The organism is Thalassospira sp. (assembly GCF_040218635.1).
Taxonomy (GTDB): domain Bacteria; phylum Pseudomonadota; class Alphaproteobacteria; order Rhodospirillales; family Thalassospiraceae; genus Thalassospira.
The window spans coordinates 556,265-573,937 of sequence record NZ_JAVJRB010000005.1; the positions used below are offsets into that span (position 1 = coordinate 556,265).

Here is a 17,673-nt window from a genome sequence, read left to right on the forward strand (position 1 = left end):
AGACGGCGGGTTAACCTGCCGTCTGTGCAATCATTTCATCAACATGTTTGGTTATGACATCAAGTTGATCGGGTTCAGACAGGCGATGATCACCAGTTTTGATCAGATCAACCCGCACATCTTTGCTTGCCAGTGCTTCGGTCAGGCGAATGGCGGTTTGCCATGGCACATCTGGGTCCTGCATGCCCTGAACCAAGCGGACCGGGCAGGTGAGCTCAAGCGGTTTGCGTAATAACAGCTGATTGCGACCATCTTCGATCAAATCACGGGTGATTGTATAAGGATCATCGCCATATTCCGTCGGTTCGATCAACGCACCTTCATCCATGATCGTTTTTTTCTGGGCTTCGCTAAATTGTGCCCACATCAGGTCTTCGGTGAAGTCCGGGGCCGCTGCAATGCCGATCAGACCGGCAACACGTTTTTTGCGGGCAAGGGCGGTCAGCAACATGATCCAGCCGCCCATGGAAGAGCCGACAAGTATCTGTGGACCTTTGGTGATTTCATCAAGAATGGCAATGGCATCAGCAGCCCATTGACCGATTTTGCCATCGGCAAATTTACCCGACGATTGTCCGTGACCGGAATAGTCAAAGCGGGTATAAGCCACCCCCTGCCGAATGCAGTGTGTTTCAAGATGGGTTGCCTTGGTGCCGGTCATGTCTGACATGAAACCGCCAAGGAACATAACCCCGGGAGTATTGGGCGCCTGTACGTCAGATTGCTTGCCCGGCACGTGATGGTATGCGATTTTCAATCCGTCAGGCCGGTTAAGATATTTAGGCTTTTCAAGCTGTGGCGTCGGCATGTCATGTGTCATCCGGGGCGGAATCCTTGGGTGTTGATGGTTGGAGTTGCATGAGCGCGTCAGAAGTAATGACAGAAACAGTCTATCGATCAGAGCCCCAAGCGCAAGGTGGTGACTATCGTCCTGCAGTAATTTTGCAGGTGTTACCCGAACTTGACGCCGGTGGTGTGGAGCGTGGCACGGTCGATATTGCACGCGCAATTGTTGATGGCGGTGGCAAGGCACTTGTCGCATCCCAAGGGGGAAGGCTTGAGCGTGAACTGGCACGCTTTGGTGCCACACATATCAATTTGCCGCTGAAATCAAAGAACATCCTGACCATGCGCAAGAATGTCGATGCGCTGGTGAAGCTTATCCGGGACGAAGGTGTGGATATTATTCACGCCCGCTCACGTGCGCCGGCCTGGAGTGCCTATTTTGCTGCGCGGAAGGCAGGTATTCCGTTTGTGACGACCTTCCATGGGACGTATTCCGGATATACCAATCCGTTCAAGCGTCGCTATAACGCGATCATGACCATGGGCGATCAGGTGATTGCGATTTCCAAGCATATCGCCAACCACATCAATAAATTTTACAAAGTCGATCCGGAACGTTTGAACATTGTGCCACGCGGCACCAATGTTGACCTGTTCAATCCGGAGAATGTCAGTCAGGAACGCCTGATCACGTTGTCAAACCAGTGGCGTCTGGATGGTGAAGAATATGTCATCATGTTGCCCGGACGCATCACGCGCTGGAAAGGGCATTGTTTCCTGATCCGCGCTTTGCCAGCAGTGCTTGAAGAGTTGGGCCATCGTAAGATCAGATGCCTGATTGTCGGGTCTGATCAGGGCCGAACTGGCTATCGCGATGAATTGCTTCAGCTGACGGGCAAGCTGGCCCTGGAAGATGTTGTCCATATTGTCGATCACTGCGCAGATATGCCTGCGGCCTATATGTTGGCAGATGTGGTTGCCTGTCCCTCTATTCAGCCAGAAGCATTCGGTCGTATTCCATCTGAAGCACAGGCGATGGGCAGGCCCGTTATTTCGACCGCCCATGGCGGCGCAATGGAAACGGTTTTGCCGGGCGAGACCGGTTGGCTGGTAAGCCCAAATGAGGTTGAGCAGCTGTCGCGTGCGCTTATTCAGGTGCTTAGCTTAACCCCGGAAAAACGCGCGAGACTCGCAGCCAAAGGGCGCCAGCACGTGATTGATGAATTTTCGCTTGAGCAAATGGCCGAGAGAACGCTTGGCGTTTATGCCAAGGCGCTGAAGCGCGCTTCCAGGACCGCAGCATGACAGATCAGAAAGTTGACACTGTACAGGACACTGCAGTTATAGCTGCGGCTGAGGAATATGCTGTGCAAACCAATGAACCTGCCCGTGAGCGGATTCTTGTGATCAAGCTTTCGGCGTTGGGTGATGTTATATTGGCAATGGGGCCGTTTGCGGCCATTCGTGCGGCACATCCGAACGCGCATATTACGGTTTTGACCACGCGCCCTTATGTTGATCTGATCAAGGCCAGCGGGTTTTTTGACTCCATTGCGATTGACCGCCGGCCGAAACTGACCCAGCCGCGCGAAGTGTTGGCACTGCGTCGTTTCCTGCGAAATGGTAAGTTCGATCGGGTCTATGATCTGCAAACATCAGACCGAAGCGGCTTTTACTACAAGCTGTTCTGGCCGGGGCCCAAACCGGAATGGTCAGGCATTGCCAGAGGATGTTCGCATCCGCATGCCAATCCGGACCGCGACAATATGCATTCGATTGACCGTACGGCAGATCAGCTTGCTGATGCGGGCATCATGGATGTGCCTGCACCTTTTATTACCGGTCCGGACATCGAATTGGATCGGTTTGGCATTCGAAGCCCGTTTGTCCTGATTTGCCCTGGTGGTGCGCCGCATCGTCCGGCAAAGCGTTGGCCAGCCGAGCGTTTCGGGTTGCTGGCCAAAAAACTTGCAGATTATCGCTTAACCCCGGTGTTGATTGGCACGGACAAGGAAAGTGACGTTCTAAGCAAGATTGATCAGATGTGCCCAAAGGCACGCAATCTGATGGGGCGAACCGGATTTCTCGATATTGCATCCTTGGCCGCACGGTCAGTCCTGACAATCGGCAATGATACCGGGCCGATGCATATTGCCGCTGCTGCCGGTGCGCCATCAATCGTGCTTTTTTCACGCGAATCTGATCCCAAGCTTAGTGCGCCACGTGGGATTGGCAAGAATGCGGTCAGCATTGTACGTGAAAGTGATTTGCGGCAATTGACGGTAAATCGGGTCATGGAAGAAGTCTGCCGTCGGCTTGATCTGACCGATTAAAATTTCCAGACTTGCATTGATCTGGGTGCTCTAAAGCAAAGGCGCAGAAAATGGCGCTTTGCAACCAGTGTAATTGCCTAAAAACATTGCTTTCTGAACGTATACAGATATGCTAGGTCAGGTCTTAAGGAAAACACTGTTGAACGCAGCGGTGCTTTCCTTGTTTCTGTTTCTGACCGATTTGTTTGATTACCATAGGAGATTATCCATAGCACGACCACGCAAACCGATGCAGCCGACCAAGGACGGTCCGCGCGTCAATGAGGATATCAAAGCCCGAGCCATCTGTGTTGTCGACGCTGAAGGCAATATGTCCGATCCGATGACGGTGCGTGAAGGCATTGAAAAGGCAGCGGAAGTTGGACTCGATCTCGTCGAAGTCGCTCCCAATGCTGAACCGCCTGTGTGCAAGCTGATCGACTACGGCAAGTTCAAATACGAACAAAGCAAGAAGCAGAACGAGGCCAAAAAGAAACAGAAGGTTATCGAGGTCAAGGAGATCAAACTCCGTCCGAACATCGATATCCATGACTACAATGTCAAACTGCGTGCCGCGCAGAAGTTTCTTGGCGGCGGAGACAAGGTGAAAGTTACGTTGCGCTTCCGCGGACGTGAAATGGCTCACCAGGATCTCGGTCTTAGCATGCTCCAGCGCTTCTCGGGGGACCTAGAGGACCTCGCCAAGCCGGAAATGATGCCTAAGATGGAAGGCCGTGTTATGATTATGGTACTGGCGCCGCGTTAATACGCGGCGTTTTGCCGTTCTGCCCCAAAAGGTCCAAGCCAAAGAGGGAATGCCATGCCAGCTGGAAATGATCTTCTGATCGTTGGAGTCGATGATGACCCCAAGAGCTTGGTCTTACTGAAACGAATCGTCGAAAGCGGCGGTTTCATGTTTCAGGGTGTTTCCTCTGGCAAGGACCTGCTCAAGCTTCTTAAAACCAAGCGTCCGCGCATAATTCTGCTTGATATCATGATGCCGGACATGAACGGTTTTGAAACCGCCCTTAATGTGCGGACCTATTTCCCTGATCTGGCCTGTGCCATCATCTATGTGACGGCCCGTCAGGGCGAAGAAGACCTTCGCGGTGGTGTTGCGGCTGGTGGCAATGATTTCGTCTTAAAGCCGATCAACCGTGAAAAGCTGATGAGCCGAGTCGAAAAATGGATCGGCCGGGCCCATACGATCAAAACGGCTGTTTGATCAGATAACCTCACCACGATCCCAATTTAATTATTGTTGTAGTGCTCAGGCTTTACCGCATGCTTAGCTGTGCGGCGAATTTCTGTGGGCCGGTTTTACGTGCCTATGGGGTGGTGCCGGTCAGAAGGCCGACGATAGGGTCGATATAAAGTGAGAAGAGCGAAAAGCTGATCACACCGACGGCCGTGGTCACCAAAACAATCGAAGAGCTTCGCACGATATAGCGATCATAGGTGGTGGCAACGACGAAGACGTTGCCTGCTGTCGGCAGGGCTGCAAGCAGCAATACGGCCTTGGTTTCAAGGTCGGCAACTGTCCCGACAATGTAAAATCCGATAAAGACCGCAAGCGGATGGACAACGAGCTTGGCAAGCGACATGGCGAAAAGTTCCGCACGTTTTTCGGCAATCGGGCGACCAACAAGGGCAACGCCAATGGCAAAAAGTGCCGCAGGGCCTGCACTTCCGCCCAGCAGTTCCAAAAGATAATCCACCCCGTCTGGCCAGCTCAGGTTAAGCGAGCTGGCAATAACCCCGAGAATAATGGCCACAACAACCGGATTGGTCAGCGCGCCCCGTATGATCTTGCCTGTCGGGTTTGTGCCATTGGCATGTTTGGCCCCTTCAAGCAGCAATAATGAAAGGGACAGCATGACAATCAAGTCAAAGGCAAGGGCGACGATCACTGGCACGACGGCCTCTGGCCCCAAAAGTCCAATAATCAAAGGAAGACCCATAAAGCCGACATTTGGCATGGTCCCGGCAAAGGAAAACAGCGTCTGACTGGCTGGATCAAGACCAAACATCTTGGCTGCGATCAAACGTGATCCGCCATAGACCAACAATGTCGCCCCGCCATAGGCCAACATGATATCAGGTTGCCAAATCTCAGCCGGGGTTCGGGTTGCCAACGCCCGGAACAAAAGGGCCGGTAAAGCAAAGTAAAAGACAAATCCATTGATCCCGCGCATTCCGTCGGGCGAAACGATTTTGAATTTGCCACCAATCCAGCCAAGTCCGATCAGGGCGAAGAAGGGCAGAATGATAGAGGTGATTTGTGTCATATGTTCAGTCAGATAGCTGAAATCAGGTTGGCGGATGAGGTAAGCTCGGGCGCAGCAAAGGCACAATGGCGGGTCAGGCCCGCAAAAAGCAAGGGGAAAGGGGTGAATTGGCCCTTGAAAAAGGCAATTCCGGAGTCTATAACCACCCGTCCCCAAAACAGGTGGTGAGGCTGGAGAGTTTGTTATGAACTTTCAGGGCATGCCCAGCCGCCGTGGGGGATTTCGTTTTCATTGCTTATGCAAGGATAGAAAAATGCCCAAGATGAAGACTAAAGCGAGTGCGAAAAAACGCTTTCGCCTGACCGCAAGCGGGAAAGTGCGTCACAACGTGGCAAACAAGCGCCACCTTCTGACTGCGAAATCGACCAAGATGAAGCGCCAGGCACGTGGCACAGAGATTCTCTGTGACGCAGACGCCCGCATCGTCAAAAAATTCCTGCCGTACGGTTAAGGTGAAGGAGAGTTAAATGGCTCGTGTAAAAGGGGGCGTGTCTTCACACGCCCGTCACCGCAAGGTTATTAAGGCTGCCAAGGGTTACCGCGGTCGCCGCAAAAATACATTCCGCACCGCCGTTCAGGCTGTGGAAAAAGGTCTGCAGTATGCATACCGCGATCGTCGCGTTAAGAAACGCCAGTTCCGCTCGCTCTGGATCCAGCGTATCAACGCCGGTGCACGTGAGAACGGTCTGAGCTATTCGCAGTTCATGAACGGCCTTAAGAAGGCTGGCGTTGAACTGGACCGCAAGGTGCTTGCTGACATCGCAGTGCGTGAACCAGAAGCTTTCAAAGCTCTGGTAACTCAGGCGCAGGCTGCACTCGGCTAATAAACCTTTGTAAAAAGGTTTATATAGGCACTTGCCTGATTTGATCGGGGGCGGCCATATTGGCCGTCCCCTTTCTTGTTTTTACGTTCTTTTTGTTTTTTAAACCCAAGCCAAAGCGTCGGAAGTTATGGAAAACATCGAAGCATTGCGCGAAGAGGTTCTGGCGGAAGTCGAAAATGCGGTTGATTTGACTGCACTTGAAGATGTCCGCATCAGCGCCCTTGGCAAGAAAGGCCGCATTACCGGCCTTATGAAAAACCTTGGCAAGATGGACCCCGATCAGCGTCGTGAATTTGGTCAGACGCTAAACGCGGTCAAAGACCAGGTTGCAGGCGCAATCGAAACCCGCAAGAACGGCCTCGAAGATGCAGCCCTTGAGGCGCGTCTTTCTGGCGAGCGGATCGACGTGACCCTGTCATCACGCCCGGATGAAACCGCAGGCCGCATTCACCCGATCAGCCAGACGATTGACGAAATTGTCTCGATCTTTGGCGAGATGGGCTTTGCACTGGCGGAAGGCCCCGACGTCGAAGACGATTTCCATAACTTTACAGCACTTAACATTCCGCCGGAACATCCCGCGCGTGAAATGCAAGACACCTTCTATCTGCCCGAACGCGAAGACGGGTCGCGCCTTGTGCTGCGCACCCATACATCGCCTGTGCAGATCAGAACCATGCAGAACAAAACCCCGCCGATCCGCATCATTGCGCCGGGGCGTACCTATCGTTCAGATAGCGACATGACCCACACACCGATGTTCCATCAGGTCGAAGGTCTGGTGATCGACAAGAAAACCCATATGGGCCACCTTAAGGGCTGCCTGCTTGAGTTTGTGAAAACCTATTTCGAACTTGATGATGTGCCGGTGCGCTACCGTCCGAGCTTCTTCCCGTTTACCGAGCCGAGTGCTGAAATGGATATCGGCTGTTCACGCAAAGGTGGGGAGCTGAAAATTGGCGAAGGCGACGATTGGCTGGAAATTCTCGGCTGCGGCATGGTGCACCCGCGCGTGCTCAGCGCCTGTGGCCTTGACCCGGAAGAATATCAGGGCTTTGCCTTTGGCATGGGGATCGAACGTATCGCCATGTTGAAATACGGCATTCCTGATCTTCGCACCTTCTTCGATACCGATCTGCGCTGGCTGAAACATTATGGTTTCGTGCCGCTGGATGTACCGAACATGGTAAGGGGCTGAGATCATGAAATTCACATTTAACTGGTTAAAACAGCATCTTGATACCGATGCCTCGATCGATGTGGTTGCCGAAAAACTGACCGATATCGGTCTGGAAATCGAAGGTCTTACCGACCGCGCGGCCGCATTGGCCGACATTCGTGTCGCCCATATCGAGGAAGCAGGCCAGCATCCAGATGCCGACCGTCTGAAATTGTGCCGGGTCAATACCGGTGACAAGATCATTCAGGTTGTCTGTGGTGCACCAAACGCCCGCACCGGCCTTAAAGTCGCATTGGCACAGCCAGGTGCGATCATTCCGGTTGATGGCTCCAAACTCAAACCGGGTAAAATCCGTGGCATCGAAAGCCAGGGCATGATGTGCTCCACCCGCGAGCTTTGCTTGGGCGATGACCATGACGGGATCATCGAGCTGCCGGAAGATGCTGAAATCGGTGCACCGGTTGCAACTGTTCTGGGGGCTGATGATCCGATCATTGAAATCGGTCTGACCCCGAACCGCCCCGATTGCACAGGTGTGCGCGGGATAGCCCGTGATCTGGCGGCTGCCGGTCTTGGGACGCTTAAAGTCGATCCGCGTCAGGAAGCCATTGCTGGTACGTTTGACAGTCCGGTTGGTGTCACGATCAGCAGCGATATCGCCGCAAACAACGCGGTTCCGGCATTCTATGGCCGCTATATTCGCGGCGTGAAAAATGCGCAAAGCCCCGATTGGCTTAAAGCCCGTCTGGAAGCCATCGGCCTGCGTCCGATTTCGGCCCTTGTCGATATCACCAATTTGGTCACCCACGATCTCGGTCGTCCATTGCATGTGTTTGATGCCGACAAATTGTCGGGTGACATCAATGTGCGCTATGCGACCAATGGTGAAAAGATTTCGGCCCTTGATAACAAGGAATACACGCTGTCTGACACCATGGTTGTCATTGCCGATACGGCAAAGGCACTTGGCATTGGTGGCATCATCGGTGGCGAAGAAACCGGCTGCCTTGAAGACACAGTAAATGTGTTTGTCGAATGCGCGTTGTTTGATCCGATCAGCGTTGCTAAGACCGGGCGTAAGCTTCAGATCAATTCTGATGCGCGCTATCGTTTTGAACGTGGTGTTGATCCGCAATCGATTGCGTGGGGCATGGAAGTCGCTACCCATCTGATTACGGAAATCTGTGGTGGTGAAGTTTCGAACGTCGTCAAAGCGGGCGAAGTTCCAAACCCGCGCAACAGCTTTGATCTGCGCATTGATCGCATTCTTGAACTTGGCGGGGTTGCCGTCGAGGCGGATCGAGCGATTGAAATCCTGACATCGCTTGGCTTTGAGGTGAGCGGTTCCGCACCGGTGATTACCGCAGTGGCACCGACTTGGCGTCCTGATGTGATTGGCGAAGCCGATCTGGTCGAAGAAGTCCTGCGTATTGTCGGCTATGACAAAATTCCGACCGTGGCACTGGAACGTGAAACCAGTCTTCCGGTTCCGGCTTTGTCACCGATGCAAAAGCGCGTTGGTCTGACCCGTCGTGTTCTGGCATCGCGCGGTCTGTATGAAACCGTGACATGGGCCTTTACCGATTCTCGTTGGGCGAAACTGTTTGGCGAGCTTAAAGAAGGTCTGTTTTTGGCCAACCCGATCAGTTCTGATCTTGACGTCATGCGTCCCAATGCATTGATCAACATGATCGCTGCTGCCGGTCGCAATCAGGCACGCGGATTTGCCGATCTGGCACTGTTTGAAGTCGGTCCGGAATTCTTCGGGGATCAACCGGGGGACCAGCGTCTGGTGGCTGCGGGCCTTCGTTCCGGTGCAACCACACAGCGCAGCTGGACCGGTTCGCGCCGTGACGTTGATGTCTTTGATGTTAAGGCCGATGCCGAAGCCTTGCTTGAGATACTTGGTACCAATGCCGCCAATGTGCAGCTGAACACCGATGGTGCGCCAAGCTGGTATCATCCGGGACGTTCAGCAGCCTTGCAGTTGGGTCCGAAAAACGTGCTTGGCTATTTCGGTGAATTGCACCCCAAAGTGCTTAAGGCGCTGGGTGTAAAAAGCCGGGTTGTGGCGTTTGAACTGTTTGTTGAAAACGTCCCGATGCCAAAGAAAAAAGGCACCTCGCGTCCGGCCCTGAATGCATCAAGCTTCCAGTCGGTTGAACGTGATTTCGCCTTCCTGATGGATGGGGGCGTCAAGGCCGAAGCGATCATTAAGGCGGCGCGCAGTGCTGACCGTAATTTGATCAGCGATGTGTCGATCTTTGATCTTTATGCCGGCAAAGGCATTGATGATGGCAAGAAGTCACTGGCGTTTTCGATCACGCTACAGCCGACCAAGGCAACCTTGACCGAAGAAGAAATTGAAGCGGTCTGCAAAAAGGTCGTCGAGGCTGTTGAAAAAGCAACCGGCGGGTCCTTGCGCGCTTAAGCATGTAACGCATCTAGCCGATCAAATATCAAAAACGGGTCGCCTTGTGCGGCCCGTTTTTATTTGATTAAAGTGTTGGGATAAGCCCTGAGCCTAGGCATTTAGTGCAATAGGGATTAATTTACCGACCGGGGCGTTTGCGCAGGATGGCATATTCATCTTCATCCAGATCAAGTGCGATCAAATCGGGACCATTGGTAAAAATGTGCCATTCCATATCCGTGTCGTCGCATTCGATCGTGAGCTGATCCATCATGCTGTTCCAGATGCAGCGTTCACGATCATCATCTGCCTCAAGACGGCCTTCGCCATTGTCATATAGATGCAGGACAAGAAGCTGCTCATCCTCGTCGATTGAGTAGATGGCATATGTTTCGTGTACGAAACGGTAATTGATTTCCGCACCATTCAGCTTGCGCCAGCCGCGCGGTAAGGGTTCACCCGGTTCATGGGTAGCGAAGTAATGGGCAAGATTTTGCATGTGGCTGTCATTCATGGTCCGCATGTCCGAACTACACGCACTCAGGGCCATAAGACCCAGCATTGCGACCATGCTTTTGACTGAGGGCCGCGATCCGGCAGTAATTTTGAACATGCAATACTCCATCAGCCAAGACAGGGCAGCTTTTACCCGGCCATCCAATTACCTCGTTTCATAAGCAATATGCTTGCCACTTCTGGTCGGTAAATTGGACCGCATGTCAGCGCGACTGCATGGAATGCCGTGAGCGTGGGTTATTCTGCGCGATTGGCGCGAAGGGTAAAGATGATGGTTGCGCCGGGATCGCTGATCGGGCGGGTGGTATCAAGCCAGATGCGCCCGCCATGCTGTTCAACAATTTTACGGCACAGGGATAATCCAAGCCCGGTGCCGGAAAACTCGTCCTTATGCAGGCGCTGGAACAAGCGGAAGATTCGCTGGGCATGTTCCGGGTGAATGCCAATGCCGTTATCGCGAATGGCAAATCGCCAGAATTCGCTGTTGACCGGATCGGGTTCTACGGTGATTTCAATATGCGGCGCCACGCCGGGACGACGATATTTGATCGCATTGGACAGCAGGTTCAAAAACAGGCGGGACAGGGCGATACGATCCCCCTTGATGGTCGGTAAGCCCCCATGAATGATGGTTGCCTGTTCCTGTGCAATGTCGGTTTTCAGGTCCGCCTGTGCTTCGTTCAGGACCTGATCGCAGTCGATTTCGACAAAATCCTCGTTGGTTCCGGTTTTGGCATATTCAAGCAGATGACTGATCAGCTTGTGCATCCGTTTTGCGCCATCAACCGCATAATCAATATATTCGTCGGCTTCCTGATCAAGCGTTCCGCCATAGCGTCGCTTAAGAAGCTGGGTATAACTTGCCACCATGCGCAGCGGCTGTTGCAAATCGTGGGAGGCAACATAGGCAAACTGTTCAAGGTCTTCATTGCTGCGTTTAAGCTGATCCATGGTGTCGCGCAGCTTGTTGGCGTTTTCAACAAATTCAGTCACATCGCGCGCACTGCCAAATACCATGCCATCAAACGGACCAATCCCGTGCCATGACAACCAGCGTAAATCGCCATTGCGGTCACGCAGACGCAGGATGGATTTACCATCGCCGACTTGCTGTTTTCCGCGTTTCCGATGAAATGCCGCCATTGCTGCTTGCTGGTCTTCGGGTTCAAACAGCTTAAAGAAGGGCTGCCCGATATGATTGTTGAGCTGCAAGCCAACCAGTTCTTCAAGGGCGGGGCTAAAGCCACACAAAATGCCGTCTTCGTCAATCGCAACCGATGGTTCAGGGGTGTGATGCAGATAGGTCTCAAACGGATGGCAAAGTTCCTGCTGGGCGGCGGTTTCAAGAAGCAAAACCGAAATGAATCCGCGCTCATTATCGTCAATACGATGCGCCATCAGATAAAATCGCTGCATCATGTTGGCGTCTGTACGGATATCAACCATTGCGCCAACGCGGGCATCGGGCCAGATATTGTCGATCAAAGGTCCGCGCAGCTTCTCGCGGGAGGCCGGCGACAGGCGATCCAGAAACTCCGTCATATATGGACCGACCGTTTCATCTGTCGGGCCCAGAATTTCCGGCCAGTTCATTTGCGTGCTGAGTTTCCCGTCTTCGGTGCTTATCGGCCAACTGATCACCGCACAGCCGCATTCTGACAGGGTGTTTTCAGTATCGCTGAAATGCTCTGCAAGGTGGGCGGCCCGCATGTGTTGGCGTTTAAGGCGCTGCCACAACCACACGGCCAACCCGCATAAAATGGCCATGGCCATAACAAACAGCAACGCGTGCAAAATGATGGCATCACGCCAGTTTTCCATCAATGTGCTGCGCGGGGTAAAGGCAACCACAATCCGGTCAATTTGCGGTAATTTGCTATAGGCCATCACCATGACCTGCTGCCCATGAACACACAGAAGCGAATCGCGGCTGGCTTCCTGTTTCCCGATATATTCGGCAAGGTCCCCGATCAAATGTGGCGGGATAAAACCGTCAATCTGTTCAAGCTGATTGTTCAACACGCCAATCGTGATGCCGGAATTATCTTCAACGATTGTTTGCAGATTAACATCGCGATGCTGCAGCAACATCGATCCCAAACGATAGGAGGTTGCTTCAAGCTGGGCGCTGGCATGTTCGACGGCGCTGTCATACAGGGTCTTCTGGATGAAGAAGAAAGAAAACAGCAGAACAAACACGCCTGTCAGGGTCAATGCTGCGAGCCGCTTGCGCAATTTTACAAGGCTGCGCCGGGACAGGGATGGCTCGATTGACGTCGTGAACATGTTCTAAAGGGGCCCGATCAGGGTTGTTTATCGTTTCCTCACATAAAACTTATGTTCTTTTGGCCCGGATGAAAAGGAGACAAACGGATGAATTCGCGCGCGTGGGTTCAGAAAAAGCCTTTAACGCCGCCTATTTGGCAGGCGATGTTGGCTGTCTTGTGCCTGTGTGGGGGATTTGTCAGTGGGTTTGCGTGTCTGGCATGTGAAATCGTTGGTGATTGAACGCAACACAACGCTTCTAATTGCGGGCAAAAACCCCTATAAACCGGCTGGTGATTGATCCGGGCAATTGGATATCCGATTTTCCCAGCGATATGATGATCATGCAAGATGGGTTTTCCTGGTTATGCCAGTCCGATAAACGGATGTGATCCAACCCAGCGTCGCGACCAAGGTAAGGTCCGCTGACCGGGACGGAGCGCAGAAAGAAACCGTGCGGCTTGCAGGTTAGATATCGGCCAGATAATGGCAATCACATCGTTTCGAAACAAATGTGCCACGCGGCGAAATGCCAGCCAATTTTAGTGCCAGAAGCAGCCAAAATGACTGACCTTAATCATATTCGTAATTTTTCGATCATCGCGCATATCGACCACGGAAAATCGACCCTGGCGGATCGCCTGATCCAGTTGACCGGCGGTCTGACCGAACGTGAAATGGCCGAACAGGTTCTTGATTCGATGGATATCGAACGTGAACGTGGCATCACCATTAAATCACAGGCCGTGCGTTTGAAATACACGGCCAAGGATGGGATCGAATACACGCTCAACCTGATGGACACGCCCGGCCACGTTGACTTCGCCTATGAAGTTTCACGCTCCCTTGCTGCGTGCGAAGGATCGCTTCTGGTGGTTGATGCCGCGCAGGGTGTCGAAGCACAAACCCTTGCCAACGTTTATCAGGCAATTGAAAACAATCACGAAATCGTGCCGGTTCTCAATAAGGTCGATCTTCCGGCTGCGGAACCTGATCGTGTCAAAGAACAGATCGAAGAAGTTATTGGCATTGATGCCTCTGACGCTGTGATGATTTCGGCCAAGACCGGTCTTGGGGTTCCTGATGTGCTTGAAGCACTGGTGACCCGTCTTCCGGCACCGACCGGCGATGCAACCGCACCGCTTGAAGTTCTTCTGGTTGATAGCTGGTATGATTCGTATCTTGGCGTGATGATTTTGGTGCGTGTCAAAGAAGGCACGCTCAAACGCGGCCAGAAGGTCCGCTTCATGAATGCCAAGGTTACCCACACGATTGATCGCGTCGGGGTCTTCACACCAAAGCCGCTTGCACTTGATCAACTTGGTCCGGGTGAAGTCGGCTTTATCAATTGCGGTATGAAAACCGTGGCCGAATGTGAAGTCGGTGACACGATTACCGAAGAAAAACGCCAATGCGCCAAACCGCTGGCCGGTTTTAAACCGTCCATTCCGGTCGTTTTCTGTGGCATCTTCCCGGTTGATACCAGCGAATATGAAACCCTGCGTGATGCGCTTGAAAAGCTGCATCTTAATGATGCATCGTTCCAGTTCGAACCGGAAAACTCGACCGCACTTGGTCTTGGCTTCCGCTGTGGTTTCCTTGGATTGCTGCATCTTGAGATCATTCAGGAACGTCTCGAACGCGAGTTCGAACTTGACCTGATCACGACCGCACCTTCGGTGTCCTATAAGATCACGATGAGCAAGGGTGAAGAAATTCTGCTGCATAACCCGGCAGATTTCCCTGATGTCACCAAAATCAAAATGATCGAAGAACCATGGATCAAAGCATCGATCATGGTGCCCGATGAATATCTTGGCGGGATCCTGACCCTTTGCACCGAACGTCGTGGCGTTCAGCAGGACCTGACCTATGTCGGGAACCGGGCAATGGCGGTTTACAAACTGCCCTTGAACGAAGTGGTGTTTGATTTCTATGACCGTCTGAAATCCATTTCGCGCGGCTATGCCAGCTTCGATTACGAACTGGGTGGCTATGACGAAAGTGATCTGGTCAAGGTATCCATCCTTGTGAACGAAGAACCGGTCGATGCATTGGCATTGATGGTTCACCGTTCCGCTGCCGAACATCGCGGCCGCGAGATTTGCAAACGTCTCAAAGACCTGATCCCGCGCCAGATGTTCAAGGTTGCCATTCAGGCCGCCATCGGGGGCAAGGTGATTGCCCGTGAAACCGTTTCTGCGATGCGCAAAGACGTTACAGCCAAATGTTATGGCGGTGACGTGTCGCGTAAACGCAAACTTCTGGACAAACAGAAGGCCGGTAAGAAAAAGATGCGTCAATTCGGTAAGGTCGAAATTCCACAATCGGCCTTTATCAACGCCCTGAAAATGAGCGACGATAAGTAACCAATTGAAATTACGCTTCCGAAACAAAGGCTGTATCCCGTTCAGGATACAGCCTTTTTCTTTCATACTTTCAGAATATCCGATGCTGCGCTATGCATGAGGCAGCTAAATCATTTGCCACAGGAGCCACGCAATGGACCTAGAACTGCTTGCCAAACAAGAACAGACGCTGGTTTTTGATCGCTTTGATGAAACCACCGCGTGGGCAGTCGGATCGAAATTGGTGGCTGTTGCAACGGCCCAATCTGCCCCGGTGGTTATCAATATCCGAACGTCCGACAGAACCTTGTTTCATGCGGCTCTGCCCGGTGCCAAACCGGCAAATGACGCGTGGGCGCGGCGCAAAAGCAATCTGACCTTGCGTGAACATGCAAGCTCAATGCGGTTTGGTTCGGGATTGAAGGCCAACGGCAAGACGCTTGCTGATCACGGGATCGATTTCGCCGACTATGCCGATCACGGTGGCAGTTTCCCGATCCGGGTTGCCGGTGTTGGTGTGATCGGGGCGATTACGGTATCGGGCCTTGCATCACATGAAGATCACGGAATGATTGTCGATGTGCTTACGGATTTTTTGAAGGTTGGTGCGATCTGATCCCACCATCGGATCGCACTTCATTGCCCTTGGCTATTCCTGCAAAATCATCTGAACTTTGTGCGAGACCCATTTCGAGATAATGGTCGAACCGGCAACAAGAAGGCCGATGGCAACAGCCGTGCCAATGACAACGACGAAGCTGCCCGCAGACTGGCCATGCATCATCATTTGAAGTGCGGCCTGAAACGTCACCAGCAAAAGCAAAGTTCCAAGGAGCAAGGTGCCAGACCCGAAAAGGATGAGTTTGTGCATATTGCTAATCTTGCTTGGGTTCTTTTGTGTTTCCGGATTTTCGTCGCTCATAAAAGTCCCCTTGGTTGCGTTACATGCAGATTTCTATCTGCAGTCGAATTTTACAGCCTGACATGAATGCGAACCAAGAGCCAGAAGTAAGGCTTATCATTCCAATCGCTTTGGAATAGGCCGGATTTAACGCGGGGGGCTTTAGCTGCGCTGATCGAAATGGTCGATGTCAGGATCAAGTTCGACAAAGCCGGGAAGGGCCGTGCTCACCCAAAGGTGTTTGGTCGCTTTGAAAGGTGTCGGGTCGTCAAAGCTGCCAAGACGCAAATCAATGCTCTCGGCCGAGCCACCATCGCGCCATGTCAAACTGGACCCGCATTTCGGGCAAAATCCGCGAAACCGGTTCGGGCTGCTTTCGTAATCGGTCGGCGTGCCGTTCCATGTAACCGCATTGGTCGGGAAGGTGACAAAGGTCGATACACCCGAACCACTATCCTTGCGACACATGGCACAATGGCAATGATTGCCGCCAATCGGGTCGCCAGAAGCAGAAAAGCGCACCGCGCCACAAAGACATCCACCGGAATGTAGCGTTTGATTTGCGGTCATGGTGCGCTTCCCCAAAATACTGGAACGTGATTATTCGTTCGGAACACCCGTGGTGGTCGAATATTCGAAATGGAATTCTTTGTCCGGGAACAGATAGGACCGGGCGGCATGAATGGCACTCGCCCCTTCGGCAAAGCCCGACAGGATCAGTTTCAATTTATGCTCATAGGTTGCGATATCGCCAATGGCAAAGATGCCCGGAACCGATGTTTGCATAGTCGCCTGCGTCACCCCGATATGGTTTTTATCAAGATTAAGGCCCCAATCGGCAATCGGGCCCAATTCCATCGCCAGACCAAAGAACGGCAGAAGGTGATCGGCTTCAAGTTCAAGCTCTTCGCCCTTAAGGGTCGCGACGACAACGTGGCTTAATATACCGTTTTCGCCCTTAAGGCCCTTAAGCTGATAGGGGATGACCATTTCGATCTTGCCGGCTTCGGCCAAGGCCTGAAGTTTGGCACTACTATCGGGTGCGGCACGGAATTTCGGGCGACGGTGCACAACCATCACCTTTTCCGCGACATCATGCAGCGACAATGCCCAATCGACGGCCGAATCGCCACCACCGGCAATCACGACTTTCTTGCCTGCGAAATCAGCCCGGCGTTTGACGTAATACTGAACCCCGCCGGAACCTTCATAATCTTCAAGGCCGTCCATGGGGGGTTTGTTCGGGCCAAACGCCCCACAACCAGCCGCAATCACAACCGCACCGGCATCAATCACGGTGCCGGTATTGGTGATCAGGGTAAAGCGACCATCGTCACGTTTTTCAAGCTTGGTCACCTGCTGACCAAGGTGATAGGTCGGCTCAAACGGTTCAGCCTGCTTGGCCAGCTGATCAATCAGGTCTTGACCTGCGATCTGCGGATGGGCCGGGATGTCAAAAATCGGCTTTTCCGGATAAAGCGCGCTGCACTGGCCGCCGACCATGCCAAGCGCATCAACCACGTGGGATTTAAGCCCCAGCATACCGGCTTCGAAAACCGCAAAAAGCCCGACCGGGCCTGCGCCAATAATGGCAATATCTGTGCTGTTTGATGCGTCTGACATATTTATTCCATCCAAATAACATTGAATTTGGGCTTGGTCTAACCGTGCGCCCGTCGATGTGCGGGAAAACTAACATGGGCGAAATAGCATTTAGGGCCATTTATCGCAATGTAAACCGGGCAAATAAGCTGTGTTTGATCCGATTTGCTGTGCGCACAATTATCGCAACGTAAAATCATTGCGAACAAAGGGCCTCACACCCTACAAAAGAGGACAT

Annotated in this window: 17 protein-coding genes; 10 read left to right on the forward strand and 7 right to left on the reverse strand. The window is 52.7% G+C overall.

The genetic code is table 11. From position 1 onward, the window contains the following. Positions 1 to 10 precede the first annotated feature (10 nt). On the reverse strand, positions 11 to 820 hold the full coding sequence (locus RIC05_RS06120; RefSeq protein ID WP_350044908.1) for an alpha/beta hydrolase: 810 nt from the start codon (positions 818 to 820) through the stop codon (positions 11 to 13). A 38-nt stretch (positions 821 to 858) separates the two neighbouring features. On the opposite strand from RIC05_RS06120, the gene RIC05_RS06125 reads away from it, so the two are divergent. From RIC05_RS06125 to RIC05_RS06140, 4 genes are all read left to right on the forward strand, one after another. Next, the gene (locus tag RIC05_RS06125) at positions 859 to 2,091 is read left to right on the forward strand and encodes a glycosyltransferase family 4 protein (protein ID WP_350044907.1); all 1,233 of its coding nucleotides are present in this window, start codon (positions 859 to 861) and stop codon (positions 2,089 to 2,091) included. Further along, positions 2,088 to 3,119 (forward strand): glycosyltransferase family 9 protein, encoded by a 1,032-nt coding sequence (locus tag RIC05_RS06130; RefSeq protein WP_502989538.1) that lies wholly within the window; start codon positions 2,088 to 2,090, stop codon positions 3,117 to 3,119. Before RIC05_RS06125 ends, RIC05_RS06130 begins: the two co-directional genes overlap by 4 nt. Before the next feature lie 229 nt (positions 3,120 to 3,348). Then, positions 3,349 to 3,864: a translation initiation factor IF-3 gene (gene infC / locus RIC05_RS06135; protein ID WP_350043673.1), complete on the forward strand. Its 516-nt coding sequence runs from the start codon at positions 3,349 to 3,351 to the stop codon at positions 3,862 to 3,864. 54 nt (positions 3,865 to 3,918) lie between these two features. Next, entirely contained in the window at positions 3,919 to 4,323 is a 405-nt protein-coding gene (locus tag RIC05_RS06140; RefSeq protein ID WP_350043635.1) for a response regulator, read from the forward strand. Positions 4,324 to 4,426: 103 nt separating this feature from the next. Here RIC05_RS06140 and RIC05_RS06145 read toward each other — a convergent pair whose 3' ends face one another. After that, complete coding sequence (locus tag RIC05_RS06145) at positions 4,427 to 5,386, reverse strand: AEC family transporter (RefSeq protein WP_350044906.1); 960 nt, start codon at positions 5,384 to 5,386, stop codon at positions 4,427 to 4,429. Positions 5,387 to 5,639: 253 nt separating this feature from the next. On the opposite strand from RIC05_RS06145, the gene rpmI reads away from it, so the two are divergent. The 4 genes from rpmI (at position 5,640) to pheT (ending at position 9,821) form a co-directional block, all read left to right on the forward strand. After that, entirely contained in the window at positions 5,640 to 5,837 is a 198-nt protein-coding gene (gene rpmI / locus RIC05_RS06150; RefSeq protein ID WP_350043637.1) for a 50S ribosomal protein L35, read from the forward strand. A gap of 16 nt (positions 5,838 to 5,853) precedes the next feature. After that, a complete protein-coding gene (gene rplT, locus RIC05_RS06155) occupies positions 5,854 to 6,210 on the forward strand; it encodes a 50S ribosomal protein L20 (RefSeq protein ID WP_350043638.1) in 357 nt (118 codons plus the stop codon). Positions 6,211 to 6,337: 127 nt separating this feature from the next. Beyond that, a complete protein-coding gene (gene pheS, locus RIC05_RS06160) occupies positions 6,338 to 7,408 on the forward strand; it encodes a phenylalanine--tRNA ligase subunit alpha (RefSeq protein ID WP_350043639.1) in 1,071 nt (356 codons plus the stop codon). A 4-nt stretch (positions 7,409 to 7,412) separates the two neighbouring features. Continuing rightward, positions 7,413 to 9,821: a phenylalanine--tRNA ligase subunit beta gene (pheT, locus tag RIC05_RS06165; RefSeq protein WP_350044905.1), complete on the forward strand. Its 2,409-nt coding sequence runs from the start codon at positions 7,413 to 7,415 to the stop codon at positions 9,819 to 9,821. Positions 9,822 to 9,942: 121 nt separating this feature from the next. On the opposite strand, the gene RIC05_RS06170 is transcribed toward pheT, so the two are convergent. Then, a complete protein-coding gene (locus tag RIC05_RS06170) occupies positions 9,943 to 10,416 on the reverse strand; it encodes a hypothetical protein (RefSeq protein WP_350044904.1) in 474 nt (157 codons plus the stop codon). Between the two features lie 140 nt (positions 10,417 to 10,556). Further along, positions 10,557 to 12,605 carry a sensor histidine kinase gene (locus tag RIC05_RS06175; RefSeq protein WP_350044903.1) on the reverse strand — a complete coding sequence of 683 codons (2,049 nt, stop codon included), beginning with the start codon at positions 12,603 to 12,605 and terminating at the stop codon, positions 10,557 to 10,559. Positions 12,606 to 13,147: 542 nt separating this feature from the next. On the opposite strand from RIC05_RS06175, the gene lepA reads away from it, so the two are divergent. Both lepA and RIC05_RS06185 read left to right on the forward strand, forming a co-directional pair. Beyond that, positions 13,148 to 14,953, forward strand: coding sequence for a translation elongation factor 4 (gene lepA, locus RIC05_RS06180; RefSeq protein ID WP_350043644.1), 1,806 nt, complete (start codon positions 13,148 to 13,150; stop codon positions 14,951 to 14,953). A gap of 133 nt (positions 14,954 to 15,086) precedes the next feature. Then, the gene (locus RIC05_RS06185) at positions 15,087 to 15,548 is read left to right on the forward strand and encodes a heme-degrading domain-containing protein (protein WP_350044902.1); all 462 of its coding nucleotides are present in this window, start codon (positions 15,087 to 15,089) and stop codon (positions 15,546 to 15,548) included. A 33-nt stretch (positions 15,549 to 15,581) separates the two neighbouring features. Here RIC05_RS06185 and RIC05_RS06190 read toward each other — a convergent pair whose 3' ends face one another. The 3 genes from RIC05_RS06190 to RIC05_RS06200 form a co-directional block, all read right to left on the reverse strand. Further along, positions 15,582 to 15,854: a hypothetical protein gene (locus RIC05_RS06190; protein WP_350043646.1), complete on the reverse strand. Its 273-nt coding sequence runs from the start codon at positions 15,852 to 15,854 to the stop codon at positions 15,582 to 15,584. A 141-nt stretch (positions 15,855 to 15,995) separates the two neighbouring features. After that, a complete protein-coding gene (locus tag RIC05_RS06195; protein WP_350044901.1) occupies positions 15,996 to 16,403 on the reverse strand; it encodes a GFA family protein in 408 nt (135 codons plus the stop codon). A 30-nt stretch (positions 16,404 to 16,433) separates the two neighbouring features. After that, the gene (locus RIC05_RS06200) at positions 16,434 to 17,456 is read right to left on the reverse strand and encodes an NAD(P)/FAD-dependent oxidoreductase (protein WP_350044900.1); all 1,023 of its coding nucleotides are present in this window, start codon (positions 17,454 to 17,456) and stop codon (positions 16,434 to 16,436) included. Positions 17,457 to 17,673 lie beyond the last annotated feature (217 nt).